Source organism: Algibacter luteus, from assembly GCF_900141715.1.
Lineage (GTDB): Bacteria > Bacteroidota > Bacteroidia > Flavobacteriales > Flavobacteriaceae > Arenitalea > Arenitalea lutea.
On sequence record NZ_FQYK01000001.1, the window covers coordinates 148,445 to 160,503 of the forward strand.

Below are 12,059 nucleotides of genomic sequence, written 5' to 3' on the forward strand. Positions count from 1 at the left end.
TTAAAACGGCAAATAGAAATAACACAGTTTCGACGACTTATTAGGCTTCGGAAAGAATGAAAAATTTAACAAAAGAAAATCTACTATAATACCAAAATCTTCAGTTAAAAAAACATAAAAAATATACTATTCTTTAATTTTCCATCGACGCAATTTATCTAACTCTTCTTGCGCTTTCAATTCAGCTTCTGGGATAACCTTCAAAAACGAAGGATGTTGCTCAATGGCGTACTCAATTTTTTTTACGATATCTTCGGTAGTTTCGTTATCGTAATCAATTTCAAGAGGCGCTTTGATCTCCATGGATTGTAGGATGTTTTTCTTTTTTATACGCAATCCTTTTTTATCAAACGAACGACGAAAACCATCAATAACAATAGGTACAACTACAGGTTTGTAGCGTTTAATAATGTGGGCAGTTCCTTTACGAATGGGTTTAAACGGTGTTGTGGTGCCCTGAGGAAAAGTAATTACCCAACCATCGTCTAGCGCCTTACCAATATTCGAAATATCGCTCATTTTCACTTGCCGTTGTACATCTTTACCCTCGCTACGCCATGTACGCTCAATACTTACTGAACCAACGTAAGCTAAAATCTTAGGCAATAAACCAGCTTTCATGGTTTCTTTAGCTGCAACATAATAGATATTTAACTTCGGATTCCAGAGGTAACCTACATTTTTTATAGAATCTGTTCGTCCGCTTAAACTCGCGTTAAACACATGAAACATAGCCACCACATCGGCAAAATAGGTTTGATGATTAGAGATGAACAGTACGTTAGTATCTGGTAAATCTTTTATGTGTTCCGAACCTTCAATCTGTAATTCATTAAACCCGCGAAAACGTCTATGGGTCATCGCACCAAGTATACGAATAAGCCATTTTTTTATAAATAATATATGTCCAAATGGATTTCTTTTAATCAATCCCATAAATCGTGTGCTTAAGAGTTAGTAAGTTACTTAATTTTCTACAAATTAAGAATGCAAATGTAACAAAACTAACAAACTACAAAAGTTGTTTTAGTAAGTCTTTAATTTCACTAAGCATCATTGCGGTCGCTCCCCAAACGACATGGTTGTTTAATTTAAACGCAGGAACCTCAACCTCAATACTATAGGAAGTTGCTACAGTTTTTGTGATTAGCGATTGATCATCTAGAAAATGTTCTAAATCAACTTCTATTAAAGCTTCTACCTCGCTATCTTGCTTTTTAAATTGTGGTGTATTTTCTGTAATTCCAATAAATGGTTGTACATAAAAGTTGCTTGGAGGAATATAAACTTGCGATACTTTTTTGAGTATTTGAATGGTTTCGATGGTAACGCCTACTTCTTCAGAAGTTTCTCTTAAAGCCGTATCTAATATAGATTTATCTTGTTTTTCCACTTTTCCCCCTGGAAATGCCACTTGATCAGAATGGACCCCTTTGTATGTTTTTCTAAGTATTAATATAAATTTAGTTTGCTCGCTTTCATCTGGGTAAAATAAAGCTAAAACCCCAGCATGTTTGGCATTTTTAATGGCTTCTTCTTGCTTTTTAAGTAGCTCTTGACGAAATGGTGGCAGCATTTTAAAGTGCGAAGCTTCGGCTGGTAGCGGTATATTTTTTATTTTTGAAACTGATTTTAAAAATTCTTCAAACTTCATATATCTATGCGCTTCCTTTTATTTTTATGTTTTTTTGTATTATTTCTGAATTGTGAAGATAAACAATCAAAACAAAAAAGCATACCAAAAACTGAAGTTGAAAAAGATGTTGAAGAAGAAAAACCCGAAGATACTGAGCAAGAGCCTAAGCGAGAATTCCCTAAGTTGAATTCTAAAACGGCGATGGAATTTTTCTTAGAATACGACAAAAAGCATAAAGAAAATAAAGTTAGAATTACAACCGATTTTGGCGAAATAGACATTTTGCTTTATAATGAAACTAAATTTCACCGTTCAAATTTCATCTGGTTAACGAAGCAGAAATACTTTAACGGCACACAGTTTTACCGAGTTATTGATAATTTTATAGTGCAAGCAGGAAATAGCGATGATGTTAAAACTGCCAGAAAACGAGCTTTCATAGGCAAATACTTACTACCTCCTGATACGAAACGTGGTTTTAAGCATGATCGTGGTGTTATTTCGATGCCGAGTAGTGAGATTAGAAATCCGCATAAACTCGCTTCTCCATTTGAGTTTTTTATAGTTTGCCAAAAAGGTGGCGCCCATTTTTTAGATGGCGATTATACTATTTTTGGACACGTAACTCGCGGGATGGATGTAGTTGATAAAATTGCTGCTGTTGAAACCGATGATGGCGACTGGCCCGATAAAAACATTTTTATTAGAAATGTTGAAATTCTTGATTAAGTCATTAAACATGATCTTTCGAATAGATATTGGGTAATGCAATTTTAAATTTCACCGCAAGTAATCTAACCACAATTACCACAATTCCGGCAACAACAAATACGTAGTTATCCTTTATAGGAAATTCACGAAGCAGAAAATATGTTATTCCTCCTAGAATGCATGCCGTAGCATAAATTTCTTTTCTAAATATTACGGGAATTTCGTTACATAGAATATCTCTAATAACACCTCCAAAACTAGCTGTCATAGTCCCTAAGGCGATACAAATTATGGGATGCAATTCTGCATTCAATCCTTTTTCAATACCAACAAGAGTGTAAAGACCAATACCTATAGTATCGAATAAGAATAAAGAGGTTCTTAAATAATTTATTTTACTTCGAAATATAATAGCGAAAATTGCGGCACCTAATATCACGTAGGTATACGTAATATCCGTCATCCAACTTACAGGCGTGTCTCCAATCAGTAAATCGCGTAAAGTTCCACCACCAACGGCGGTTACAAAGGCAATAATTAATATTCCGAATAAATCCATCTTTTTGTTGAAAGCCACTAAAACGCCAGAAATGGCAAAGGCGATGGTTCCTAATATATCTATGGTGTAAAACATGATTGTGTGTTTCTATTTTTAGTTTATGCTATAAATTGCGTTTGCGATTAAGGCATTTATTGGATCCCAATAACTTTCGGGAGACTACAGAAAGCCCGACACTTTTAGAAACGCCTTAAAAAATTTCTTTACTGTAAAACTTTAATTTCAAATATCCCGAAGCTTATTCGAGATGAGTGATTCGCACAATTTTTCTAAAATAAAAATTGGCTCTCTACTCACATACTTTGAGTATAAAAGTTATAGTCTTTTAAAATAACATCAATAAACTCAATATCTGTGGGGTGTTTTACATCTTTTATAACAGCCACTTCTATAATTTTTTGTCTTAATTTAATTAGGGTTTGATAATCTTTGGCGTTACGCGCAGCAGCATAAGTTTCTTTAATGATTCTGGCATCGTTATCAGACAATTTTATAACATTTGGGTACGTTGGTTTGTAGTTATCTTTAAGATTCTCGAGAATGGTATGGGAAATATTTACATTGTTTTTTAAAGCAATAACTGCCGTTCCTGCGGCCATATCGCCAATGCGCTGTGTTTTTTTATTAAATAACATGATGAAAAATCCAATACCAAAAAAGTAAATATCTACTATTCTAAAGAACCACCGCACCACATAATCTGAAAACGAGGCCTGATAGCCATCAATCTTCACCACTCTAATTTTTAAAACACGTTTCCCAATAGTTTGACCTTGTAATAACGACTCGAGTGCCAGAGTATAAAACATAACCGGAAAGCCTAACACAGTATTTATGGCTATTTGCGACCATTGGTCCATGCTATCGAATGCACCAAATGTCCAGTTTAATATGAGCATGTAACCAATTTTAATGGCTGAATCTATAATAAACGCAAGTAATCGCTCTCCAGCACCGGCAGCATTAAAGGTTATTTTTACATTTTGCGTCGTGTTAATTTGTAACTCTGACATTTTATATTTTAATTTATCAAAAATACATGAATTTATTCATTTGAAAATTTTAAAAAATGAATGAATAAATTGCATAGATTAATGAAGTGGTTACTGAAGTGAAACTAAATTTTGTAATTTTTGGATGCGAAATTTAGTTTTTTACAGAAGAAATATATGAGGGAAGTTGCATTTATCAAGCAAAATAAAGAAAAATGGTTGAGTTTTGAAAAAGCAATCGTTAATAATGATTTTGATAATCCAGATGAGCTTGCATCGCAATACATTCATGTCATTAATGATTTAGCCTACGCTCAAACTTACTATCATAAAAGCAAGGTAATTACATACCTCAACCAATTATCTGCTAACGCTTACCAGAAAATTTATAAAACTAAAACTACTGATACTAATAGGATTATTTCCTTTTGGAAAACCGAAGTACCTCTAATTTGTTATCAATACCGCAAGTTCATTTACATTGCGTTTATCATCTTTTTTGCATTCACATTTATTGGCGCTATTTCTGCGGCGAACGACGGTGAATTTGTACGTTCGGTGTTAGGCGATAATTATGTAAACATGTCGTTAGAGAATATTGAGGCTGGCGATCCTGTGGCTGTATACAAAAGCGGTAGCAACTGGGGCAGTTTTATTGGTATTACGATTAATAATTTACGCGTAGGGTTAATTGCTTTTGTATTAGGCGTCTTCTTAGGCGTAGGGACACTTTACATTATGTTTAATAACTGTATAATGTTGGGGTCTTTTCAATATTTCTTTTATGATAAAGGCGTGTTTTGGGAAAGTGTAAGAGGTATTTGGATTCATGGCGCCATGGAAATTTTCGCCATTGTTATAGAATGTGCTGCAGGCTTAATTTTAGGTGCAAGCATTCTGTTTCCAGCTACGTATTCTAGATACACTTCGTTTAAAAAAGGAGCCAAAATTGGAGTTAAAATTTTAATTAGCACCTTTCCTTTTACGTTCGCTGCTGGATTTTTAGAGGGCTTTATTACACGATATTCCAACATCATGCCCCATTGGTTATCGGTTGGTATTATACTAATTACCTTGAGCATTATAAGTTATTACTACTTAATCTATCCTTTTAAAATACAAAAACAAGTGACGCAACCCCAAAATTTAAGTCCGGTTATTCATTGAAAATTAAACACTTAAATATCTACCTATTTTTTATCCTTTTGGCTTGTAATATCCCGATGGCTTCTGCTATACAATTGGTTCAAACACCAGATAGCCAAAGAACATTCGACAATGATTTTAAAGACCGTTATCGCAGTGAAAAATATAATTATGAAGGCACAAAAATTGTTAGCGAAACACCTTCAGGATCTGGGAATTATGAGGATTATAAAAATGAAGAAGCCAAACGAAAAGAACAAAATAATTCAGACAGCATCAGTATAAATCTTGGCCCTCTTGCTTGGATATTCTATATCGCTATTGCTGGCGCTGTAATATTTCTGGTATATATTTTAATTAATGAAGGTGGTAGCAATCTGTTTTCTTCAAACAGAAATAAAACCGTAAATAATTTTGAAGAAATAACAGTTGAAAACATTAAAAATGCAGATATAATTACTTTAATAAAAAATGCTGAAAATGATGATGATTACAGACTTGCCATTCGGTATTACTACTTACTGGTTTTAAAAACTCTAAGTTTAAAAAACTACATAAAATTTGAAGACGATAAAACCAACAATGAGTATTTAATTGAGGTTAGCGATAAACCTTTTAGTAAAGATTTTCAATACACGTCATATTTGTACAACTACATATGGTATGGTGAGTTTCCAATAAATTTAAACAATTATATCACTGCGAAAACTAATATGGAGACCCTTTTAAAACAGGTTAAATAATTAATGAAAAAGATTTTACCCATACTTTTAGTTTTAATTGCGCTAATAATTACTGCTGCTGTGGTAATTGGTGTAAAACGAACTAAAACTGTAGATTGGGAGGAATCATTTAATGAAAAAAGCAACAAACCCTATGGTGTTAGTGTGCTTTATAAAGAATTACCAAACCTGTTTGAAGGCTATAAAGTTAGAACCGTTTATCATCAACCGGCTAGTTATTTAAAAGCCAATTCCGAAGATGGCTATGGCGAACATGTTGCAGAAGGCAATTTTATTATCATAGGAAATACAGATTATTTAGAAGACGAATCCATTGATGAATTGCTTCATTTTGTAGATTCTGGAAACACATTGTTTATTTCAGACTATTACTTCCCACAAAAAATACACGACACCTTAGATGTAAGCGTTGATTATATTGAAAATGAAAAAGACAGTATTTCTTATCTATCATTAAAAAATAAAAACGTTCAGGAGATAACACTTGATAAAAACAAATTCGACCAGTATTTCTCTGAATACAATTCCATAAACCATACGGTTTTAGGGCATTCGAAAATTGACTACAAACACATTAACTTTCTGCAAGTGCCTTTTGGAAAAGGGAAAGTACTTTTGCATCTAGAGCCTAAAGCCTTTACAAATTATAATTTGTTAATGGAAGAGCGTTATAAATATGTTGAAGGGGTTTTATCCTATTTACCGGATGCTAATGTGTATTTTGACTCGTATACTAAAATTCAAACGGGTTACGATGGTGATGTTGAAAAGGAATCAAACCTAGCTTGGTTTTTAGAACAATTATCATTTCGATGGGCTTGGTATACCGCAATTGTATTTGGCATTTTATTCATGATTTTTAATGCGAAACGGAGACAACGCGTTATTAAAATCATTAAACCCTTACAAAATACCACGGTGGCTTTTGTTAAAACGGTTTCGAATTTATACTTTGATACCAAAGACCACAAAAATCTTATTGATAAAAAAATCACTTACTTTCTTGAAAAAATAAGGCACGATTTACATTTAAATACCGATAATTTAGATGAAGAATTCACCGAAAAACTTGCTGCTAAAACCGGAAAGAAAAAAGAGGATGTTAAAAAACTTATCAATTACATTAATTTAATGAAATCAAAAAATGAGTTTTTCGAAGAGAACTTGATAAAACTCAACAGACAAATAGAAGCATTTTATTCAAAATAATTATGGACGAAAACAAGATACCAAAAGACCATCAAGAACCTACTCAAAATTCAGAAGACGCACTTTCTTCAATAGATGATAGCGTATTGAAAAATAACGACGATTTGAAGTTTCAAAGCCGTTTAGATTTGTCTGAATTGCAACAAAATGTTGAAAAAATAAAGCAAGAAATAGGCAAAGTTATAGTTGGCCAAAAAGATATGGTAGATATGCTTATCGCATCACTTTTAGCTAAAGGGCATTCGCTTATTGAAGGTGTTCCTGGGGTTGCAAAAACCATTACTGCTAAACTTTTAGCCAAATCGTTAAGTGTTGATTTTAGTAGAATTCAATTCACACCAGATTTAATGCCGAGTGACATCTTAGGAACTTCAGTTTTCAATTTAAAAGACTCCGAATTCGAATTTAAAAAAGGTCCTATTTTCTCTAATATGATACTTATTGACGAGATAAACCGTGCCCCTGCAAAAACGCAAGCGGCTTTGTTTGAAGTGATGGAAGAACAACAAATTACCATTGATGGTAACAAATTTAAATTGGATTCGCCTTTTATGGTACTTGCAACCCAAAATCCTATTGAACAAGAAGGAACATATCGTTTACCTGAAGCTCAATTGGACAGATTCCTATTTAAAATAGACGTAAACTACCCGAATTTAGATGAAGAAATTGAAATTTTATCTAGAGAACATGAGCTAAAAGACAAGGTGAAAACCGATGAAGTGGTATCGTTTTTAACAGCAAAACAAATCTCTGAATACCAAAATTTAGTGTCTCAGGTTATTGTTGAAGCACATTTACTTAAATACATTGCGCAACTCATTGTGGCAACCAGAAGCAACCAGTTTTTGTATCTAGGGGCCTCACCAAGAGCATCTATTGCCATATTAAAATCAAGTAAAGCATTTGCTGCTATGAGCGGTAGAGATTTTGTAACACCCGAAGATATTAAACGAGCCGCAATTCCTGTATTACATCACAGGGTTATCGTAACGCCAGAACGCGAAATGGAAGGTATTTCAAGTAAACAAATAATTAAACAAATAATTGAAACGGTTGAAATACCGAGGTAATAGTATTTAGTCGCAATATCAGTTTTCAGTATTCAACAGATAAATAAAATAACATATAAATAACATTTTGAAATTCCTTAAACCCTTTTACATTCAACCTCGATTTTTCTATGCAGGTATTGGCATTGTCATGTTGTTTGCTTTAAGTTATTTCATTCCTATTTTATTTAACATCGCCCAACTTTCAATTTTAGTTTTAGTTTTACTGTTCTTATTAGATTTTCTAATTGTTTTCATAGGGAAAAACAAAATCGAAGCCACAAGAATTTTACCCGATAAGTTTTCAAACGGCGACAAAAACCAAATTATACTCAACATTAACAATAATTATTCGCACACCATATTTCTGGAAATTATTGACGAAATTCCTGAACAATTTCAAGTTCGAGATTTCAAACTAAAAGATGCCATAGCTTCAAAAAATTTAAAAACAATTACGTATCATTTAAAACCAACAGAACGTGGCGAATATCATTTTGGTAGCCTTAATGTTTACGCGTCTTCCATTTTAAAATTGGTGGCTAAACGCTTTACTTTTAACAGTGGCGCTATGGTTCCTACCTATCCTGGTTTTAAACAACTTAAAAAATTCGAGCTTCTAAACATCAATCAAAACGCTTTAGAATATGGACTCAAAAAAGTAAGACGACTTGGGCACTCCATGGAGTTTGAACAAATTAAAGATTATGTTCTTGGAGACGATTTACGCACCATAAACTGGAAAGCAACCGCAAAGAAAAACCAATTAATGGTGAATCAGTTTCAAGACGAAAAATCGCAACCGGTGTATTCAATAATCGATAAAGGCCGCAGCATGAAAATGCCATTTAACGGTTTAAGTTTGCTAGATTATGCCATTAATTCATCACTTGTTATCAGTAATGTCGTTCTAAAAAAACACGATAAAGCAGGTATACTATCATTCTCAAAACGGATTGAAAACGTAGTAGTTGCAGAACGTCGAAGCTCACAAATGCAACTCATTTTAGAAGCGCTTTACAATGTGAATACCGATTTTTTCGAAAGCGATTTTAGCCGTTTATACGCTAGCATTAAAAGGCACATCACCAACCGCAGCCTTATTTTAATGTACACCAATTTTGAAACACTCGATGGTTTAGAGCGCCAACTACCTTACTTAAAAGCCATTGCAAAAAGTCATTTATTGGTTGTTATTTTCTTTAAAAACACCGAGTTAAACCAGCTTATAAACCATAAAGCAGAAACTATAGAGAAGGTTTACGACAAAGTTATCGCAGAAAAATTTGCCTTCGAAAAACGTCTCATTGTCAACGAACTTAAAAAATTCGGTATCTACTCCATACTAACCACTCCCGAACAATTAACCATCGATACCATCAATAAATACCTCGAAATTAAAGCCCGCGGCTTATTATAATTTTGGCGCTGCCTGACGGCAGGCAGGTTACCACAATGGTCGAGCTTTTCATTACAATTTTGCTCTTTACCTCACAATAGAATTTTCAGTGCAATCCCTAACGCGATTATTAGCAGCTTTCAAATGGGTTTAAAAAGCTAAATTCTAAAAACTTTACAGTTCAGCATTAAAAAATTACAATTCGGTAACAACCTTTTCAAAAACTTGCTTTAGTGTTAGATATTTGAAGTGTAAAACATTAAAACCAAATAACAATGAGAACACTAGCACTAACCATCGCACTAATTTTTTCAGTAACTTTTAGCAACGCTCAAGATGCTGAAAACACAAACCATATTACCGTAACCATTAACAACATTAAAAACAATAACGGACATGTGGTACTATCACTTCATACAGCAGACACCTTTATGAAAGGCCCTGGCATAAAAAGTATAAAAAGTGAAGTCGTAAATGGCGAAATCAAAGTTACTTTCGAGAATGTAGGAGCTGGGACTTACGCAATTATGGCATTGCATGACGAAAACGATAATAACCGAATGGATTTTAGCGAAAACGGTATGCCTAAAGAATCTTACGGCATGTCAAATAACCCAATGAATTTTGGGCCACCAGAGTACCAAGCTGCCAAATTTGAGTTAACCAAAGAAGATTTAGAATTAAACATCTTATTCTAAACCTTAAAAAATAAAAAAAGAGCGACACAGAAATGCTGTCGCTCTTTTTAACCAAACTAACTAAACTAATAAAACTAACCTTTTTTCTTAGACGGTTTCACCTAACCAAGCTTTCATCATCCAAACGGTTTTTTCTTGCTCGGTAATAAAATCACTCATCATCGAGTTTGTACCTTCATCATTCGCATCACCAGATTTATCTAAAATATCCCTTTCAATTTTTAATAATTCGGTAAGTGAATCTACAATTAATCTTACCGCTTTTTCATCCTCCGAAATATTCTTCCCAACAGGAACTTGTGCTTTTGTGGTATAATCTTCAAAAGTGTGCAACGGTGTTGCGCCTAAAGTTAAAATGCGTTCTGCTATTTCATCAACTTTTAAATTTGCATCAGTGTATAATTCTTCAAATTTTACATGTAAATCGAAGAAGCGCTTTCCTTTAATATTCCAATGTATACCTCTTAAATTTTGATAATATATTTGAAAATTAGCTAGTAAATTGTTCAAATCACTTGCTAAATCTTTTGTTTTATGGGTATCTAAACCTATACTATTCAATGTTTTCATGTCTATCATATTTCTATTACAAATTTAATTTATAATTAACCTTAATTTCCATAAGTTTTATTGATAGTTTTTATATTTTTATAGCCTAAATTGATACTTATGACTATTACCCAATTATATTACGTACTGGCGGTTGCAGAAAACCAAAATTTCACTAAAGCAGCCGAAAAATGCTTTGTTACTCAGCCAACATTAAGCATGCAAATTCAAAAACTTGAAGACCAATTGGATGTTCAAATTTTTGATAGAAGCAAAAAACCCATTGAGCTCACAGAAGTAGGAAAAAAAATAGTAACTCAAGCCCGAAATATTGTAAACGAATCTTACAGAATTCAAGATATTGTAGACCAACAAAAAGGTTTTATTGGTGGTGAATTTAAACTTGGTATTATCCCTACAGTTATGCCTACGTTACTGCCCATGTTTTTAAAAAGCTTCATAAAAAAACACCCAAAAGTTAAACTTAAAATTGAAGAGTTAACCACTGAAGAAATCATAACCAGAATAAAGGATGGACATTTAGATGCTGCTATTGCTGCTACGCCTTTAGAAGATGATAATATTAAAGAACGTGTCTTGTATTTCGAGCCTTTTGTATGTTATATTCCTAAGGGACACCGTTTACACACAAATAAAAAAATTGATATTTCAGATTTAGATGTTAACGATATGCTGTTATTAGAAGACGGACATTGCTTTAGAGATGGCGTTATAAATTTATGTAAAATATTTAAAGATCATGCAGACGATCAATTTCAATTAGAAAGTGGAAGTATTGAAACTTTAATAAAGCTATCTAATGAAGGCTTAGGCATGACGCTACTGCCCTATTTACACACATTGGATATTAATGAAAAAGAAAAAAGCCACTTGCATTTCTTTAATGAACCATCTCCTGCACGAGAGGTAAGTTTGATTTACCATAAAAGTGAATTAAAAATGCAAATCATTGAAGCCCTACAAGATGTTATTTCTGGAATAATAAGAGGTGCGATAGCCTTTGAAAATGTAAAAATTATAAGTCCCTTACCAAATAAATAAACTAAAAAAGCGACTTAAAAGTCGCTTTTTTTTATGGTTTTAAATAAATTAAACATTGGTCTAATTCTGGGTTTTGCTGTACAAGAGAATGAATAAAAATTTTAAGCTCTTCAATCTCGTAAGGTAATAAGCGTTGTAACGCTTTTTGTACTTCTCTGCAAAACAACGTTGCATCAAAACTAACTTTATTAAGCACGGTTTTGGTGTATTCTAGCATTGCTCTTGCCATAATATTTTTTTAGGTTTAGGTTAAAATATAAAAGTAGATTTTTGGTATAAGCTCTATTTTTTTGAACACTGAAA

14 protein-coding genes are annotated in these 12,059 nt (G+C 33.0%); 8 read left to right on the plus strand and 6 right to left on the minus strand.

Annotated features, from left to right (window positions below):
* Positions 1-126: 126 nt before the first annotated feature.
* Together BUA46_RS00645 and BUA46_RS00650 are read right to left on the minus strand one after the other, a co-directional pair.
* Positions 127-936, minus strand: a complete 810-nt coding sequence (locus BUA46_RS00645) for a lysophospholipid acyltransferase family protein (protein WP_019387031.1) — start codon at positions 934-936, stop codon at positions 127-129.
* Positions 937-1,012: 76 nt separating this feature from the next.
* Entirely contained in the window at positions 1,013-1,654 is a 642-nt protein-coding gene (locus tag BUA46_RS00650; protein ID WP_019387030.1) for an NUDIX hydrolase, read from the minus strand.
* A 6-nt stretch (positions 1,655-1,660) separates the two neighbouring features.
* On the opposite strand from BUA46_RS00650, the gene BUA46_RS00655 reads away from it, so the two are divergent.
* Positions 1,661-2,365: a peptidylprolyl isomerase gene (locus tag BUA46_RS00655; protein ID WP_019387029.1), complete on the plus strand. Its 705-nt coding sequence runs from the start codon at positions 1,661-1,663 to the stop codon at positions 2,363-2,365.
* Between the two features lie 4 nt (positions 2,366-2,369).
* Here the strand turns inward: BUA46_RS00655 and BUA46_RS00660 are convergent, their stop codons facing one another.
* Positions 2,370-2,981, minus strand: a complete 612-nt coding sequence (locus BUA46_RS00660; RefSeq protein WP_019387028.1) for a trimeric intracellular cation channel family protein — start codon at positions 2,979-2,981, stop codon at positions 2,370-2,372.
* Between the two features lie 218 nt (positions 2,982-3,199).
* Positions 3,200-3,919 carry an RDD family protein gene (locus BUA46_RS00665; protein WP_019387027.1) on the minus strand — a complete coding sequence of 240 codons (720 nt, stop codon included), beginning with the start codon at positions 3,917-3,919 and terminating at the stop codon, positions 3,200-3,202.
* Positions 3,920-4,075: 156 nt separating this feature from the next.
* Between BUA46_RS00665 and BUA46_RS00670 the strand changes: the two genes are divergently transcribed.
* From BUA46_RS00670 to BUA46_RS00695, 6 genes are all read left to right on the plus strand, one after another.
* Positions 4,076-5,065 (plus strand): stage II sporulation protein M, encoded by a 990-nt coding sequence (locus BUA46_RS00670; RefSeq protein ID WP_019387026.1) that lies wholly within the window; start codon positions 4,076-4,078, stop codon positions 5,063-5,065.
* A gap of 56 nt (positions 5,066-5,121) precedes the next feature.
* The gene (locus BUA46_RS00675; RefSeq protein ID WP_019387025.1) at positions 5,122-5,787 is read left to right on the plus strand and encodes a hypothetical protein; all 666 of its coding nucleotides are present in this window, start codon (positions 5,122-5,124) and stop codon (positions 5,785-5,787) included.
* 3 nt (positions 5,788-5,790) lie between these two features.
* Positions 5,791-6,996 (plus strand): DUF4350 domain-containing protein, encoded by a 1,206-nt coding sequence (locus BUA46_RS00680; RefSeq protein ID WP_019387024.1) that lies wholly within the window; start codon positions 5,791-5,793, stop codon positions 6,994-6,996.
* A 2-nt stretch (positions 6,997-6,998) separates the two neighbouring features.
* Positions 6,999-8,069, plus strand: coding sequence for an AAA family ATPase (locus BUA46_RS00685; protein WP_019387023.1), 1,071 nt, complete (start codon positions 6,999-7,001; stop codon positions 8,067-8,069).
* 67 nt (positions 8,070-8,136) lie between these two features.
* Positions 8,137-9,468, plus strand: a complete 1,332-nt coding sequence (locus BUA46_RS00690; RefSeq protein ID WP_026009985.1) for a DUF58 domain-containing protein — start codon at positions 8,137-8,139, stop codon at positions 9,466-9,468.
* Between the two features lie 254 nt (positions 9,469-9,722).
* Positions 9,723-10,145, plus strand: coding sequence for a DUF2141 domain-containing protein (locus BUA46_RS00695; RefSeq protein ID WP_019387021.1), 423 nt, complete (start codon positions 9,723-9,725; stop codon positions 10,143-10,145).
* A gap of 87 nt (positions 10,146-10,232) precedes the next feature.
* On the opposite strand, the gene BUA46_RS00700 is transcribed toward BUA46_RS00695, so the two are convergent.
* Positions 10,233-10,724, minus strand: coding sequence for a Dps family protein (locus tag BUA46_RS00700; RefSeq protein WP_019387020.1), 492 nt, complete (start codon positions 10,722-10,724; stop codon positions 10,233-10,235).
* Between the two features lie 90 nt (positions 10,725-10,814).
* Between BUA46_RS00700 and BUA46_RS00705 the strand changes: the two genes are divergently transcribed.
* Positions 10,815-11,756 (plus strand): hydrogen peroxide-inducible genes activator, encoded by a 942-nt coding sequence (locus tag BUA46_RS00705; RefSeq protein ID WP_019387019.1) that lies wholly within the window; start codon positions 10,815-10,817, stop codon positions 11,754-11,756.
* A 31-nt stretch (positions 11,757-11,787) separates the two neighbouring features.
* Here the strand turns inward: BUA46_RS00705 and BUA46_RS00710 are convergent, their stop codons facing one another.
* Positions 11,788-11,985 carry a hypothetical protein gene (locus BUA46_RS00710; protein ID WP_019387018.1) on the minus strand — a complete coding sequence of 66 codons (198 nt, stop codon included), beginning with the start codon at positions 11,983-11,985 and terminating at the stop codon, positions 11,788-11,790.
* Between the last annotated feature and the right edge of the window lie 74 nt (positions 11,986-12,059).